The sequence below is a fragment of the Rhodococcus sp. ACPA4 genome, from assembly GCF_002300185.1.
In the GTDB taxonomy this organism is placed as follows: domain Bacteria; phylum Actinomycetota; class Actinomycetes; order Mycobacteriales; family Mycobacteriaceae; genus Rhodococcus_F; species Rhodococcus_F globerula.
Genome location: NZ_NSDY01000001.1, coordinates 2,970,727 through 2,986,239 on the forward strand (window position 1 = coordinate 2,970,727; position 15,513 = coordinate 2,986,239).

Below are 15,513 nucleotides of genomic sequence, written 5' to 3' on the forward strand. Positions count from 1 at the left end.
CTTCAGGACAACCCCACACAACGTGCCTGAAGGGCGCCGACACTACAGACTTGGTCACTGCCTGGCTTGCCACAGAGCGAGCGCCGGCAATGACCTATGTACCGATGCGCATCGCCACGAAAAGGACTGCGCGCCAAAGTGATCCAATTTCTGATCAACCGCATGTATCACCAGACGCGGACGCTGTAACTCAGCACCTGAATTCGGCCGATCCCCAAGAGAGGTAAAGAAATGGGTTCATCTAATCTTGCCGTCGATTCTCAAGCCCCCGATGTACACGAGAGCCGGCGCATGCGCATCACACCACTAAGTGCCAACATTGGAGCACTCGTAGAAGGGGTCAGCCTCAACGCCCTCAACGAAGACGAGTTCGACGAACTGCACCAGACCTTACTGAAGCATCACGTGATCTTTCTCCGCGATCAAAACTTGTCGGAAGTGGATCACGTCGACCTCGCAAATCGGTGGGGCACTCCGATGGCTAACCCGGTAGCGAAACTCCACGGCGACGAAACAGTCTTACATTCCGTCGAAAACAACGCGAAAAAGCCGCCGCTTGCAGACGGATTCCATACGGATCTCACCTACTGGCCGGAGCCACCTAACCTGGCCATCCTCTACGCGCTCGATATCCCCGCAGTGGGAGGCGATACCCTCTGGGCCAGTCTGTACGCCGTCTACGACAGTCTGTCTGACGAAATGAAGCGAGTGTGCCAGGACTTGCGCGCATTGCATAAGCCCTCCGACCACTTTATTCAGGCAAATGTGGCCATGTACGGAGCTGAATCCGAGCAGGTGATCCGGCAGAATCTTCAGGGCGCGGTTCTTCCGTTCGTCCGTACCCACGAAGAGACTGGGCGTCAAGCCTTGTTCCTGAGCTCCTTCATCGATCACCTTGTGGGCATGCACAGGCCGGAGAGCGATGCACTTCTCGGTTACCTGGGCAATCTCGTCAATAATCCGAATTATGCGGTTCGGTGGCGTTGGCGAGCGGGCGACGTCGCGATTTGGGATGAGCGCTGCACGAATCACCGCGCGCTTTCGGATCACTACCCTCAGTACCGGCTGATGCGCCGCTGCACGGTCGAAGGAGGGCGGCCCTTCTACCGCCCTGACGGAGCGTCGGAACCCTTGTTTGAAGGAACCTTCGCCTGACAACGATTCACCCTTTCAGGCGGACACCGCACAATGTCTCAATTGCGGGCGCGAGGTCGGACCGTGCCGAGATGCACGGTACACCTTGCCCCGAGATATCGTCCGAACTTGTAAACCACCGGTCACGAGCCTGTCGGGAACAGGTCGACGTCCTTGAGCTGCAACAGATTTAAGCCAAATGCGCTGCCAGACAACAGCCGGAAAGAGGTGAATTCCAGATGGAACGAATGGAAACATCAATTGACGTCAACTATGTAGGCGCCCTCGCTACAACAGTACAACGCGACGGCGAAGAACTGACCCGAAGAATTTTGGAAACAGACACCTTCCGCACAGCGATAAGAAGCGTCGAAATGCTCTACTCGGCCGACCCCCAGGGCTCGACACCGGCCGGACAAGCGACGATCGGCAGAGCTGCCCATTCACTGGCCACCGCAGCGACCCAATATGCCATCTGCTCGGACCCGGAAATTCCGATGCTCATGTGGGGCGTAACCGCTCCACACGAGTTTCAAGGACTGAGTTCCCCCAGGTCCGGTTTCGGAATCGAGAACCCGGACAACGTTTACCGGCACACAGCGGTATCAGGGTCCTCGACATATGAGATCCGCGGGAAGATCAACTACCCGAGACCTACTGAGCAACACTTCGAGCTGCGCGACGCCATCCCTGGGACCACCTCCCTCACCGCCGAGGGCGGCATACAACTCGCAGGGTTGCACAGCGACGACATCGCGGTCGAAGCGGACGGGTCTTTTGTCATCACTCTGGACGCCCAGCCCGCCAACGGGCGGACCAACCACATCCGGATCCCTGCAAAGCAAGATTCGTTCTTGATTATCCGGGACCTCCTCGACGACTGGTCAACGGAGAATGTTGTCCGCCTCGATCTGGTTCGGACTTCAGGTCCTGCGGCTCGCGAACCGCGAAGCTTGGAACAGCTCACTACACGTTCGGTAGAGTTGCTGACGCAGATGGCGCCGTTCTGGCTCGACTACTTCAACAAGTATTTCTATAGCGAGGCAACAAATTACGTGCGCCCGGCGCGTCAGCGTCCCGCAGGTCGCGGACTCTCGACGGGGGGATGGTTCGACGTGAACGATGGAGAAGCGTTGGTTGTCACCGTCGATCCACTGGGTGCTGCGTCCCTCGGCATTCAACTCTCCGACCCGTGGGGAGTGGCGTACGAGTACATCGATCGAACAAGTAGCTTGAATACCGTTCAGGCAGAGCCTAATCCGAATGGTACGTACTCGTTTGTCATTTCCCGTGAGGATCCCGGCGCCTACAATTGGCTCGACCCCGAAGGGCACAACTCGGGAATGGTTGCAGTCCGCTGGCAATCCCTGCCAGTCAACGCCCCCGTCGAGTTGGCCATCCGGCGCTCCGAGGTTGTCAAACTGGATCAACTCAGAGAGCGTCTACCGGCAGGTACTTCCTTCATCACCGCGCAGCAACGTGAACACCAGCAGACCTTCAGAGCCAGCAACTTCTTGCGTCGATACACCGACTAACGCACTTGCAGGCTAAGGAAAATAGCCCAAGATCGACCGATATCGATTTCGATGGAACGTTCCTCACTATGAGCGGCACGTCCGACATCGATGTGTCGGTCGAAGTGGACCGTTGAGCTATTGTCGTTCCCCGCCTTGGGAACTGCGCATATTGGCCGATCACTTCCACAAACACATTCCTTGATCGTCACATAGATCTCATGATCAACAACTGCAGCGGGCAACAGAACTTGTCTCACAGGCGATACACGAATGCAGCCCGAAATTTGCGTGCTCGCAACAGAACCCGGCTGTCCGCCAGGTTCCGGTCAGCGGGACAACTCAACCGCCACCATGGTGCACATCACACAATAGGGAATCTTCGCTGAAGATTTCACTCATCCTTCCATTTGGAGGCGTCCCAATGACTCGTAGCTCCCTTCGCCGTCCGCGCAGATTGACGGCGGCTACCCTGGCGATCACCGCAAGCATGTTGCTCGCTTCGTGCGCAAACAGCGAATCAAACGGCGGTGCAGGGGAATCCGCAGATTCAGGTTCCGCGCTCGAGATCGGCATGGTCAACGAACAAACAGAGCCCGGCACGCCCAACAAGGGTGGAACCTTGACGTTCAGCGGCTTCTCCTCGGTGACGACACTTGATCCGGCGAAGTCTCAGGTTGCCGGAGCCGTCGGCGGCAGTGAACTCGGAGCGATCTACGACTCGCTGATGCGCTACGACCCTATCGAGAAGACATTCGTTCCGCAGTTGGCACAGTCCCTCGAGCCCAGCAGCGACAGCAAGACCTGGACGCTGAAGCTTCGTGACGGCGTCAAGTTCAGCGACGGAACAGGTCTCGATTCCAAGGCAGTTGTCGACAGCATCAACCGTTACGTCAACAACAAGGGACCGCAGTCCAGCCTCTGGGCAGCCAAGGTCGCCTCCATGGACGCTCCGGACGCGTCGACGGTCATCTTCAACCTCATCGATCCGTGGACCGGCATTCAGTCGATGCTCTCGACCGGACCCGGAATGATCGTCGCTCCGGCTGCGCAGCAGGGTGATCAGTTCACCCCGATCGGCGCCGGCGCATTCACCCTCGAAAAGTTCACTCCCAACGAGGAACTGCTGCTCGCAGCACGGCCTGACTACCACGGCGGCGCACCGAATATCGACAAGCTCAAGCTCATCAGCATCGTCGGAGCTCAGCCCACCGCCGAGGCCCTCAAGACCGGTGGCATCGACGCGGCATACATGCGCACACTCACCCCGATCCTCGATCTGATCGAGTCCGGCTACCCGGGATTCATCGACATCCCGTCGCTCGGCTACATCGCAAACGTCAACATGGCAGAAGGTCGCCCCGGCTCGGACCTTCGTGTGCGCCAGGCAATGGCACTGGCCATCGACCCCGAAACGCTCAACACCCGCGTCAACAACGGCAACGGCCTGCCCGGCCAGGAAATCTTCCAGGACACCTCCCGCTGGCACAACGACGTCGCCCCAATCGGTGTGGATCCGGCCAAGGCCAAGGAACTGCTCGATCAGGCCAAGGCAGACGGCTACGACGGCAAAGTCACCTTCCTCTCCATCCAGGAGCCGTCCTCGCAGGCAACAGCCCTTGCTGTGCAGGCAATGCTCAACGCAGTCGGATTCGATGTACAAATCGAATACGTCACCAGCGCAAGCGACGTCACTAAGCGCGTCTTGGTGGATCACGACTACGACATGGGAACCGGCGCGCTCAGCCTGTCCGAGGCCGATCCTTTTGAACGCCTGTATACCAATCTCAAGACAGGTGGCCGCAACAACGCCACCGGTTACTCGGATCCCCAAATGGATGTCCTACTCGATGAACTCGGAGTCGCTACCACCGACGAGGACAAGAAAACCGTCCTCGCCGAGATCCAGCAACGCGCCACAGACACTGTCCCCTGGCAGATTTGGGGCAATGTCCCCACGCTGGACGTGTGGAACAAGAACGTGCACGGCCTCCAGCAGAGCATCGACGGAATCATGTTCTTCGACGAAGCGTGGAAGGAGTGATCCTGTTGGAGGCCAACAGCACAATGCCGGCTTCGACGTTCGATAATTGCGCCTCGCCGCGCGCACCATACCGGACTGCGTCATGACGCTGCCTGCGCAGGCTAGCGTTCCTGCAGAAGCATTCACCTACCTCGCCGACATGATCAGGGACTTCCCCGAAAGATTCGCACAACTGCCGATGCCCGACAATGCGATCGACGCCGCCGAGGGCAACCGACTGTTCCTGCGATATCTGACGATCGGGATCGAGCAATTCATCGAGTATACCGACCCCGCCTACCCGGACTTCCAGCAGAAAACCCGAGCCGGAGTGCGAAAGTTCGCGGGAGACAGCCCTGCTCAGCTATACGACTCGAGCCCCGTGTCGTCGAAGTACCAGTACATCGTCACGGGAAGCATGGCCGAGACGGAACTCATCGAACTCACCGTCTACTCAGGCGATTTGAGTGGCACCAACAAAACACCGCGACGTCTCATCGATGCGATCACAGAAGCCGAGATCGACACCACGACGGACGGCAACTTCACGCTCACAGTTGCCGCCGGGCATGAAGGACGCAACGGGGTAAAACTCGATACAGACGCCAGTGTCCTTTCGGTTAGGCGATATCTCCGTGATCCTCGCGTCGACAGGCCGCGGCCATTGTCCATTCGAAGAATCGGCGGGCCCGTAAATCCACCTCCCCTCACCGCTGATGCCTTGGCCACCGGACTCGAGCGCGCCGCGCAGTTCGCGTGGTTCAACACCCGAACTTGGGCACAGTGGGTGGGGACAACCAAGACCGAGAAGTTCAACGCCCTCAGCCCCATGCACGATTCGGGCGACATCTTTACCCCGGCCGGACACAAATACATGAACGGCTACTGGGCGGTGCCGGAGGGGTATGCGCTACGTATCTCGTTCACACCACCTACGGGAGCCTACTGGAGCTTCGTCCCGATGAACTACTGGATGGAGTCCCTCGAATGGCGCTTCGGCAACCGCGTCTTCGCCACAAGTTTCGATACCGAACCTGACGAAACCGGGCGGATCGAATTAGTTCTGGCTCATGATGATCCCAAGATTCCTGGCGCGACCTGGATAGAGACGCTCGGGCACGACGAAGGCACAATGGCGTTCCGATTCGCGCGCTGCCACAACGAATTACCCGTGACGACGATTGAACTCATCTGCCTGACAAAGGACTCGGGACAGGAGTAGGAGGGTCCGTTTCCGCCGGGTCGGCGCGGCCGGCTGGCCCGGCGATACATCGCATCACAAACGCGAGATGGAACTCCCGATGACACTCGGTATCGGACATGATGACCAGAGCGGCGGCGCAGTCATTCAAGGGGCGCGCGTTGCCGGTAGTGACAGTGCCTCGTGCGGAACGAACGCGTAAGCCTGACGCGCCTGATGACGCCGTTCGATCCGCTCTCGCAAGTCCTCGGTCATGTCGTGGTCGATCGGATCGATCTCCACCAGCCCCGGCAGCAGAGTGAACCGTTCGTTGCGCACGTAGTTGTAGACGAGGTGACGCGGCTTCGGAATTCGGTCACCCATCCACGGTCAGGAATCGATCCACGCTTTATCGAAGAGCAGGATCGCGTCCAGACTCGGCTGTACCCCGTGCACGTTCGCCTGCCACGGGATGAAGCTGGACAAGGCCCCAAGGGTGAGAAACGGGGTCGTCTCGTTCACCAGTGTCTGCACGTCGGTGAGTGCCGCTCGCTTCTCGGCATCACCTCGTGCGGACTGGACGGCCGCGAGAGCGGCGTCCATCCGAGGGTCCGCGTATCCGAGCGCGTTGTTGGTCGACGTCGACTGCATCGAACTGTAGAGCCTGATGAACGGCGCCGATTCGAAGAGGTTGAACGCCCCGTATGCGAGATCGAAATCATGCTGCGCATACATCTTTTTCACAAGGTCGGCCGTACTGTTCTGGTATTCGATTGTCACGTTGAAGCCGACCGACTGCAGCATCGCCTGCACTGTCAATGCCGATTGCTGTGCAGTGGGGTCGTTGAGGCCCACAAATGTGACATTGCCGTCGAATCCGTCCTTCTTCGCGGCATCGAGTAGCTCCTTGGCTTTTTCTGGGTCGACACCGACCGGACTCACGTCACTGTGCCACTGCGACCATGGTTGGAAAATCTCCGCGCCGGGTAGGCCCTTCCCCGCCAGCACACGCTGGTTGAACGTTTCGGTGCTGGTGGCATATGCCATAGCCTGCCGGACCCGAATGTCCGAGCCCGGACGCCCGGGACGATTGTTGATCAGCACGACGCTTCCCAAACTCGAAGTGTCGATATAGCCCGGTTGCTCGGTCGAGCGCATTTGGTCCACCAACTCAGCACCCCGCAGGTAGGTAGCCTGGACATCACCGGATCGCAACGCGTCAAGTTTCGCTTGGTCCCCGATAATCGGAACGAAGCGCAGCAACTCAAGGTTCGGTGCTCCGTCCCAGTAGTCGCCGCGCCGCGCGAGCAATAGTTCCTCGTTCGGTACGAACCGTTTGACGGTGAACGGTCCGGCTCCGACAGGTTCCAGACTGCCTCCCACTGTGGCTGTCGGAGCCACGATCATGCCGTGTCCACCGGCCAGCATCGCGGGAAACTCGGACCAGGACTGTTGCAGTGAAAATACGACCGTACCCGGGTCCGGCGTCTGCATACCGGCAACACTGCTCGTCCACACCTGCGCATTCGGGCCCTTGTTCGCGTTGTATCGATCGATGCTGGCCACTACCGCCTCCGACGTCAACGGCGTGCCGTCGCTGAACGTGACCCCCTCACGCAAGGTGAGGGTCCACGTACGTAATTCGTCACTGGGTTCGAGCGACTGCGCGAGCTGCGGCACGAACTCCCCGGACTCGATGTCGTACCTCATCAGAAGGTCGTAGATCGCAGCCATTTCTGTTCCGCCGGTCGCGCCCGATGCCTGAGACTTCGCTGGATCGAATCCTGTGACGAACGCGTACCCGGCATAGGTCAATGTGCCTCCCGGCACTGGGTCTCCAGCTGCCATCGGTCGCCCGACAATTCCGTTTTGCACCGTCGACGGCCGGGCCGAACTACCCGACTCGGTGGCGTTGCCGTCGCCGCCGGCGCATGACGTGAGAAGCAAACTGCCGACCACTAAACCGGTCACCACCCTGCCTACACCGAAAAACACCGAAAACCTCGAACGAGCCATTCTCAACCTCCAAGATTCGACGGGTGTCGCGCGTGGGAACCGGTGCTCGACGTGAGAGCGGAGCACCGGGAATATCTCTGGCGACAGTGCGGCAATTGTCTGCGGGAATCCGGGTGCGACTGAGATTGTCCCGGCCAGCGAGACTTCGTCTGAATCCCACCACTGTCCCAGATATCTTCCAGCCGTGGATGTTCCGAAGTCCGGCGACGCCGGCCACACCCGATGGAGCTTGCAGGGGTCCAGCGGCGCAAAGACGGCTCCCTTAAGCTGAAAACTTAATACCGGCCACATCACTGACCGAATCCACGGATCCATTTGGAGGCAACATGCCCGGCGGCGCCCGCAGCATCACAACTGCGTCGAAAGCCGACGGCCCCCCTACGCCGCCGTCGATGATTGCCCGCATGACTCTGATCCTCAGTGTGTTCGATGACCAATCGGCGCTGTTGAGTTTGGAAGAAGTAGCCCGTCGCACCAACTTGCCCCGATCGAGCACTCATCGGATCCTCGATCAGATGGTCCAGGCCGAATGGATTGACCACGGTCCCGACGGCTACCGCCTCGGACCCCTCGGTCTCGGCAAACGCACAGTCGACGATGTCGAACGGAAGGCCGCATTTCAAAATGAAATTCGTGCGGCCGCTGCCGATCTCCTGCATCAGCTGTACCTCCGCACCGGCATGGTTGTTCACCTTGCGGTATGGGACAACGGCAGCGAGGTCTTCGTCGACAAAATCGGGGGGCACTATGCCAGCGAACTCCAGATCAAAGTCGGCCACCGCGTTCCCGCGCATCACACGACCGGTGGTCGCGCAATGCTGGCCTGTCTCCCCGCCGAGCAGGTCGACCGTCACCTTCGACGCCGATTCGCTCGCGTCGGTGGAAACGCAGGCTGGGACATGAGGAGCTTGCACGCGGAACTCAACCGGATCCGTCAGCGGCAGGGCCTGTCCTTCGAGTCGGGGGCAAGCTCGGAGAGGCTCACCGGACAGGCCCTGCCGAGTATCGCTGCCGCTGTCCGCGGACCTCACGGACCTGTCGCTGCAATCTGCCTGTGTGGCGGCCAGAACTTAGACGCATTGCATCGCGCGTGGCCGCTAGTGCGCGATGTGGCCAACCGCATCTCCCGCAAACTGTTTCCGGACGCCACCACTGCTCAGGCGTCCGACTGACAACCCGCGGAGGTGGAAACATTTTCCACCGCCGCGGATCCGAAGCTGTTCAACCTACGGGGTTCTCGGCCACCTGCCGAACAATGTTGGCCTGCACTTCCTTCGTCCAGGACTCGACAGCCTTACTGGTGTCCATCTCGAATTCGAACCGCGCGACCATGTCCGGCGTAATGTCGGCGACGTCGACGTAGAACTGCTCGTACCACCGACGCAACTGGTAGACCGGACCGTCCTCGGCGGAGAGCAATGGATTGTTGATCCGGGTTTTGTTCTTCCAAATCGCGACGTCCTGCTCGAAACCCTGAGAGATGAACGTCGAGTGGTTCCTGGCCAACTCGACAGCCTCGTCACCGAGCAATTCGGGGGTCTTCTTCACCGTCACCCCGTACATCAGCACGAACTTGTTCGCACTCACCGGATAGTGGCACGTGGCGAGCACCGAGTTGAGAGTCATCGTGTCGTACTCGTAGTCGAGTTCGTCGATCATGAACGACGGTCCGTAATAGGCCGCTGTCGAGTGACTGGCGACCAGGTTCGGTTTGCTGCCGTCGGCCACCTTCGGTCGCACATCCTCGCGGGAGCGGCCCTCGAAATACTGTACGGCAACATGATTTTCGAATACGTTCTTGAAGTAGACGGGGAACGAGAGATGAACATAGAAGAAGTGGGCCATGTCGACCACATTGTCGATGATCTCGCGGCAGTTGGTGTCTATCGTCAGCGACTTCCACACCCACTCGGTCCACTCTGCGTCCGCAGTCCTCATCACAGGGACAGCCACCTCCGGCGGCGGCGGATTGCCTTCGGGATCGTTCCAGACGAACAATAGATCGTCCTGTTCCATCGCCACCCACGACCGTGTCCGTGCTAGCGGCGGCACCCGGCGGGCGTACGGGATGTCCTTACAACGGCCGTCGCCGCCCCAACGCCAATCGTGGAACGGACAGGCCACCGTGTCACCCTTGATGGCTCCCTGAGACAGATCTCCGCCCATATGGCGGCAGTACGAGTCCAGGATCTTCAGGGTGCCGGCGCTGTCTGCGAAAACGACCAGCTTGGTCCCGAATGCTTCTACAGGGTGCGGCTTTCCACCCCTGAAACTATCGGCAAGACCCAGGCAATGCCAGCCGCGGGCAAACCGTGTGGGGGCCGCTCCATCGTCGATAATGCGGATCTCGGTTTCGTCGATCTGTGTCGAAGTCACGCGCTGTTGTCCTCTCAGCAGTTCGGGTGATTCGCAACAACGGTGCGGTGATGTCCGCCCCGTGCTGCAGTATCGGGACTGTAATTGCGGCAGAGACTCTTCCCGAATTCGTCTCGATAATCGAGACCACCGTGACCAGCTGAAGGACCGGCCGATATCGCTGAGCGAGACTGTTCCGGAAGAGCCCAATTCGACGATTAGCCTCCTGTCTTTGCGGTCTGCCCGGGACCGCGCCGGCCGGAACCGAATCGACCAATGCTGGAGGCACGTCATGAACACCCGCACCGGAAAACCAAAAATCGATGTCTTGTCGCCCGGCAAACTGGGCCCGCTTACTCTGCGGAACCGTGTCATCAAGGCTGCGACGTTCGAGGGGTTGACCCCGCAAGGCGTTGTCACGGACCAACTCATCGAGTTTCACCGCCAGCCTGCAGCCGGCGGTGTCGGGATGACCACGGTGGCGTACTGCGCAGTTGCGCCGGACGGACGCACTGCGGCCGGCCAATTGCAGTGGACAGATGAAACAGCACCCGGCATGCGCCGACTCACCGACGCCATCCACGCCGAGGGCGCCGCGGTGTCCGCGCAGATAGGCCATGCCGGGCCGGTTGCGGCATCGAAGCACATCGGTTATCCCGCGCTCGCCCCCTCACGTGCCTTCCGTGTGACGACTCAGAACTTTTCCAAGCCCGCGACCGTGGCTGACATCACTCGCATCACCGAGGCCCACGCTAACGCGGCCCGACGTGCGGTCGAGACCGGATTCGACGCCGTGGAAATGCATTTCGGCCACAACTACCTGATCTCGTCGTTCCTGTCACCAAAGGTGAACAAACGCAAGGACAATTACGGCGGGAGTCTCGAGAACCGGGCACGCTTTGCCCGAGAAACGGCCCGCGCCGTCCGCGACGCGGTCGGCGACAAAATCGCGATTCTTGCGAAGCTCAACATGGACGACGGTGTGCCGGGTGGATTTTGGCTCGACGAGTCCATTCAGGTCGCCAAGTGGTTAGAGGCCGATGGCTCGGTGGACGCGCTCGAACTCACCGCAGGTTCATCGTTGTTCAATCCGATGTACCTTTTCAAAGGTGATGCCCCACTGCGCGAGTTCGCGGCGGTCATGCCCCAGCCCACCAAACTCGGAATCCAGACTGTCGGCAAGCACTTCCTCAAGGAATACCCATACAAGGACGGTTATCTACTCGACGACGCCAAGCAGTTCCGGTCCCAACTGACACTTCCCTTGGTACTTCTCGGCGGTATCACGAACAAGAAAATCATGGACGAAGCTATGAACTCCGGCTTTCAGTTCGTGGCTGCCGGACGCGCACTGTTACGGGATCCGGACATGGTCAACCACCTGATCGAGGACGCGACCACCGAATCGTTGTGCAATCACTGCAACAAATGCATGGTGGCTTTCTACGGCGGGACGCACTGCGTGCTTCGCGTTCCGAATCCCACTGTGCACAAACGATAGTGTTCGCGGTCTCGATCACCGGAATGCTTCGCTTCACATCTGGTTCCGGCGGCACTATCTGATTGCGGAAGTTCACCACACCACCCACTGCGGTCTTGCCTTCCGTATTCGACACAAGCGAACTGGTCTCACCACACGTATTGGAGTTGCACCGTGACAACTAGCCAAAATCCCACCGATAACACTGCGACAGAGCAGGTTTGGGACGAAGAGTATGACGTCGTCGTTGTCGGGTCAGGTGGTGGCGCACTCACTGCGGCCTACACGGCGGGTGTCGAGGGCTTAAGGACGCTGGTCCTCGAGAAAACACCTCTTTTCGGAGGCGTCACCACGTACGCCGGAGCGGCAATATGGTTCCCCGGCAACCAAATCGAGATGGAAGGTGATCCGGGCGATTCCATAGACCTGGCTCGCGAATACCTCTCCCACCTACTCGACGACTCGGCGAAAGCCCACTACGAGACGTATCTCGAGACCGGGCCTACACTGGTCGACTTTCTGACAGCTCACCCGGACATCAGCTTCACGTGGAACAAGTTTCCGGACTACTTCGATCGGCCCGGCCGACGGACCGGAGGGCGGTCCATCTGGCCAGCACCTATCGAATACGAGAAGGTAGGAGAGTTCCTCCCGTTCCTGCGGCCCGCGTTGGTGTTCGACCGAGCGAATGAGCCTCACCCCGAAGCACCGATCACTCAAGGCCGCGCTCTGATCGCAAGTCTGCTCCTCGCTGGACGAAGCACCGGTAACGTCACTTTCCGCACCGAGACGCCCGTCATGGATCTCGTCGTACAGGACGGCCGCGTGATCGGGGTGCAGGCTGAACATCACGGCCGATCGATCCATGTCCGTGCCACCCACGGCGTCGTGATCGCCGCCGGCGGTTACGAATCCAATGCAGGTCTGCGCACCGCAACGAATACCCCCGGTGACGCGGCCTGGACCATGTCACCGGCCGGCGCCAACACCGGAGATCTCATCACCGCGGGCATCCGCATCGGTGCCGCAACGGAACTCATGGGTGACGCATGGTGGAATCCCGGCATTGAACTCTCGGACGGCCGGCCCGCCGTACTCGTGTGCATCGCCGGAGGAATCATGATCGACGGTTCGGGGACGCGATTCTGCAACGAGGCCTCACCGTACGACCAGGCAGGACGGCGAATGGCCGGCAACCTCGCAGACGGCAGCACCTCCGGCGGGACACCCCACGAGCCCGCATGGTTCGTCTTCGATTCCCGAAACGGGGGCAAGCTTCCCGCCATCTCGTTACCGGGCGATGCCCCGGAGAGGTGCATCGCTGCGGGCACCTTGGTGCGTGCGGATTCGGTCGTCGAATTGGCCGAAAAGATCGATGTGCCGCCGCAGGCTCTGGCCGACACGGTCACAAGGTTCAACGACGCGGCGTCGACCGGTGTAGACGCGGACTTTCACCGCGGCCAGGATCCGTACGACTTGGCATTCGCTGCCGGAACCGGCCCCAACCCGGCACTGGTGCCGCTGGATCAGGGACCCTATTACGCCGCACGCATGGTGATCGCGGACCTCGGAACCAAGGGCGGTCTTCGCATCGACACCGATGGCCGAGTACTGAAGAAAAATGGCGGTGTACTTGGCGGGCTCTACGCTTGCGGCAACAGCACTGCGTCGATGACCGGGCACACCTATCCCGGACCGGGCCTTCCGATCGGCTTGTCGATGCTGTTCGGATACCGAGCAGTCAAACACATCGCCGCCGCGCGCTGAGTACGAAATAGCGAAATGGTCCGGGAGATAATCTCTTCCGGACCATTTCGGTTATCACTCGCCTCAGGAGACTTGGATATCTCCCGGGCCCCAATAGGCGCGCATCCGCATGATCTCACCGCGCTCGTTGAACGTGAACGTATCGATCGGCGCGGACGTGTACGTCTTGTCGCCGGCCTTCGAGATAACGCTGAAGTGCGCGGCGGCCTCGTTCCCCGCGACCCGCACCACGCGTGCCTCGGTGACGTTCTCCATGGCTGTGGCCCGGTTGTAAAATTCCTCGAGTGCAGCCCGGCCGACCTTCGGCGCGCTGCCCACAGGATCCTCGGCGCTGCCGTCTTCGGCATAGAGTGAGGCTATCTCCGCACCGGTGCCCTCCTGCAGCAAATGGATGTAGCGCTCCACGACGTCGCGCAGTTCTTCGGACGAAACCATTGTGAACCTTCCCTTTCGAGTGGTGATGCAGGTATAGCGACGAAAACGCAATTGCGCGTCAGAGACTGCGGGGGCGGTCGAGCTGGCCCGCGATGAACAGACCCTCCGCCGAAACGCAGACGCCGCCGTCCGCGGCGGCAATCTCGCCCACGGTATGGATCTTTCGCCCCTCGACGGACGTCTGACGGGCAGTGACCACAAGCGGTTCGAACAACGGTGTAGTCCGGTGATAGCGGACCTTCAGCCAGCCGGTCATCCCACTCGTGCCTGCATATCCGTTGGCACACCCGAGTGCGTGATCGAGGACCAGTGCCGCGACGCCACCGTGAACCATGCCCGGAGGGCCTTGATACGGCAGCCCGAGCGTGGCCTCACCGCGAATCGATCCGTCGGATCTGCCACGAAAAAGGAACGGCGGGGCAATCGGGTTCTCGGTACCGGAAACCGGATCGTGGCGGTTCGTTCCGTCGCCCGCCCACATCTCGACAAGGCAGGCGTCGATGCCGGACGAGTACTCGTCGAGAGTGTCGGCAATCGCGTGAAGTTGGTCGCGGATCTGTTCGAGATGCGGGTTGTTCCTCCCCGTCCGCAGCAGCGAATCCATGATCCGTCGGGCGGCGTCCGCGGCGTCCTCGATCACGTGCCCGGCGCGCGGCGCGGACACGTCGACTTCCAACGGATCCAGGACCTCGTGGTGCTTGTTCACAATGCTCTCTCCTGCAAGGCTGTTACGGCCGAGTTCCCTCGATGACCACTCTGCGCATCAGCCGCGGCTCGGTGTAATCGGGTACGGCGTAGTGCTGAGTACAGCGGTTGTCCCAGAACGCAATCGAGTTCGGCTCCCAACGGAATCGCACCTGAAACTCCGGATGCTGAACGTGATCGGTCAACAGAGACAACACTTGCGCATTCTCCCGTTCGGACAACCCAACCAGTCTGGTGGTGAACAGGCTGTTGACGAACAACAGCTTTCGCCCGGTGTCCGGATGTGTGCGGACGACGGGATGCTCACGTGGAGGGAAGCGCTTGTGGACTGCCTCTCGATTTCCCTGCGAAATCTTTGCGGCATCGTTGACCGCGGTCATCCCGTCAAGCATCCGCTGCATCCGCGAAGACAGCCCTTCATAGGCAGCGTACATATTGGCCCATAGCGTATCTCCGCCCACGATCGGTAAACGGATTGCTCGCAGGATGCTTCCCAGCGGCGGAAACTCCATATAGGTGGCGTCGCTGTGCCAGTTGTCGGCAGATTTGTCTGGTGCACGATCCTTTCCGCCGCCGTCGTTGTCGAGGCGATGCACCTCGGGAATCTCGTCAGAGACGGCGGGCGCGAACGGGAAGTGCTGCAGGGTACCGAAGTTCGCACCGAAGTCGCGATGCTGGGAGTCGGTGATCGACTGGTCGCGAAAGAACAGCACCAGGTGCTCGTGCAGTGCCTTGGTGATGCTCTCGACAGTCGCTGTATCGAGCGGCTTCGTCAGGTCGACTCCACCGATCTCGGCTCCGATAGCGCCGGTCGACTGGATCACTGTCAACGAGGTCGAACTAGTCATCGCATTCCTTTCGTCGCACGGAAAACGTACGGATTCCATTGCTGTCCAGCTATTTC

13 protein-coding genes are annotated in these 15,513 nt (G+C 60.1%); 7 read left to right on the forward strand and 6 right to left on the reverse strand.

Annotated elements, in window-relative coordinates:
• Nucleotides 1-231 precede the first annotated feature (231 nt).
• From CJ178_RS13435 to CJ178_RS13450, 4 genes are all read left to right on the forward strand, one after another.
• Nucleotides 232-1,155 (forward strand): TauD/TfdA dioxygenase family protein, encoded by a 924-nt coding sequence (locus CJ178_RS13435; RefSeq protein WP_095886900.1) that lies wholly within the window; start codon nt 232-234, stop codon nt 1,153-1,155.
• A gap of 218 nt (nt 1,156-1,373) precedes the next feature.
• Nucleotides 1,374-2,669, forward strand: coding sequence for a DUF1214 domain-containing protein (locus tag CJ178_RS13440; protein ID WP_143547516.1), 1,296 nt, complete (start codon nt 1,374-1,376; stop codon nt 2,667-2,669).
• A gap of 403 nt (nt 2,670-3,072) precedes the next feature.
• Nucleotides 3,073-4,692, forward strand: coding sequence for an ABC transporter substrate-binding protein (locus tag CJ178_RS13445; protein ID WP_095886902.1), 1,620 nt, complete (start codon nt 3,073-3,075; stop codon nt 4,690-4,692).
• 82 nt (nt 4,693-4,774) lie between these two features.
• Nucleotides 4,775-5,893 carry a DUF1214 domain-containing protein gene (locus CJ178_RS13450; RefSeq protein ID WP_095886903.1) on the forward strand — a complete coding sequence of 373 codons (1,119 nt, stop codon included), beginning with the start codon at nt 4,775-4,777 and terminating at the stop codon, nt 5,891-5,893.
• A 126-nt stretch (nt 5,894-6,019) separates the two neighbouring features.
• On the opposite strand, the gene CJ178_RS13455 is transcribed toward CJ178_RS13450, so the two are convergent.
• Nucleotides 6,020-6,235, reverse strand: coding sequence for a hypothetical protein (locus CJ178_RS13455; RefSeq protein ID WP_095886904.1), 216 nt, complete (start codon nt 6,233-6,235; stop codon nt 6,020-6,022).
• 6 nt (nt 6,236-6,241) lie between these two features.
• A complete protein-coding gene (locus tag CJ178_RS13460; protein ID WP_257013127.1) occupies nt 6,242-7,822 on the reverse strand; it encodes an ABC transporter substrate-binding protein in 1,581 nt (526 codons plus the stop codon).
• Between the two features lie 371 nt (nt 7,823-8,193).
• On the opposite strand from CJ178_RS13460, the gene CJ178_RS13465 reads away from it, so the two are divergent.
• Nucleotides 8,194-9,039, forward strand: a complete 846-nt coding sequence (locus tag CJ178_RS13465) for an IclR family transcriptional regulator (protein WP_245006092.1) — start codon at nt 8,194-8,196, stop codon at nt 9,037-9,039.
• Nucleotides 9,040-9,088: 49 nt separating this feature from the next.
• Here the strand turns inward: CJ178_RS13465 and CJ178_RS13470 are convergent, their stop codons facing one another.
• On the reverse strand, nt 9,089-10,243 hold the full coding sequence (locus CJ178_RS13470) for a Rieske 2Fe-2S domain-containing protein (RefSeq protein WP_095886906.1): 1,155 nt from the start codon (nt 10,241-10,243) through the stop codon (nt 9,089-9,091).
• A 271-nt stretch (nt 10,244-10,514) separates the two neighbouring features.
• On the opposite strand from CJ178_RS13470, the gene CJ178_RS13475 reads away from it, so the two are divergent.
• Nucleotides 10,515-11,723, forward strand: a complete 1,209-nt coding sequence (locus CJ178_RS13475) for an NADH:flavin oxidoreductase (protein WP_095886907.1) — start codon at nt 10,515-10,517, stop codon at nt 11,721-11,723.
• 153 nt (nt 11,724-11,876) lie between these two features.
• Nucleotides 11,877-13,469: an FAD-dependent oxidoreductase gene (locus tag CJ178_RS13480; protein ID WP_095886908.1), complete on the forward strand. Its 1,593-nt coding sequence runs from the start codon at nt 11,877-11,879 to the stop codon at nt 13,467-13,469.
• Nucleotides 13,470-13,532: 63 nt separating this feature from the next.
• Here CJ178_RS13480 and CJ178_RS13485 read toward each other — a convergent pair whose 3' ends face one another.
• The 3 genes from CJ178_RS13485 to CJ178_RS13495 are packed head-to-tail and all read right to left on the reverse strand — an operon-like array spanning nt 13,533 to nt 15,457.
• The gene (locus CJ178_RS13485; RefSeq protein ID WP_095886909.1) at nt 13,533-13,904 is read right to left on the reverse strand and encodes a nuclear transport factor 2 family protein; all 372 of its coding nucleotides are present in this window, start codon (nt 13,902-13,904) and stop codon (nt 13,533-13,535) included.
• Nucleotides 13,905-13,962: 58 nt separating this feature from the next.
• Entirely contained in the window at nt 13,963-14,610 is a 648-nt protein-coding gene (locus CJ178_RS13490) for a PaaI family thioesterase (RefSeq protein WP_257013129.1), read from the reverse strand.
• Nucleotides 14,611-14,632: 22 nt separating this feature from the next.
• Nucleotides 14,633-15,457, reverse strand: coding sequence for a TauD/TfdA dioxygenase family protein (locus tag CJ178_RS13495; protein ID WP_095887968.1), 825 nt, complete (start codon nt 15,455-15,457; stop codon nt 14,633-14,635).
• Nucleotides 15,458-15,513: the final 56 nt, after the last annotated feature.

Coding starts and splice junctions, on each gene's coding strand:
- CJ178_RS13435 (WP_095886900.1), top strand. CDS start 232: ATGGGTTCATCTAATCTTGCCGTCGATTCTCAAGCCCCCGATGTACAC.
- CJ178_RS13440 (WP_143547516.1), top strand. CDS start 1,374: ATGGAACGAATGGAAACATCAATTGACGTCAACTATGTAGGCGCCCTC.
- CJ178_RS13445 (WP_095886902.1), top strand. CDS start 3,073: ATGACTCGTAGCTCCCTTCGCCGTCCGCGCAGATTGACGGCGGCTACC.
- CJ178_RS13450 (WP_095886903.1), top strand. CDS start 4,775: ATGACGCTGCCTGCGCAGGCTAGCGTTCCTGCAGAAGCATTCACCTAC.
- CJ178_RS13455 (WP_095886904.1), bottom strand. CDS start 6,235: ATGGGTGACCGAATTCCGAAGCCGCGTCACCTCGTCTACAACTACGTG.
- CJ178_RS13465 (WP_245006092.1), top strand. CDS start 8,194: ATGCCCGGCGGCGCCCGCAGCATCACAACTGCGTCGAAAGCCGACGGC.
- CJ178_RS13475 (WP_095886907.1), top strand. CDS start 10,515: ATGAACACCCGCACCGGAAAACCAAAAATCGATGTCTTGTCGCCCGGC.
- CJ178_RS13485 (WP_095886909.1), bottom strand. CDS start 13,904: ATGGTTTCGTCCGAAGAACTGCGCGACGTCGTGGAGCGCTACATCCAT.
- CJ178_RS13495 (WP_095887968.1), bottom strand. CDS start 15,457: ATGACTAGTTCGACCTCGTTGACAGTGATCCAGTCGACCGGCGCTATC.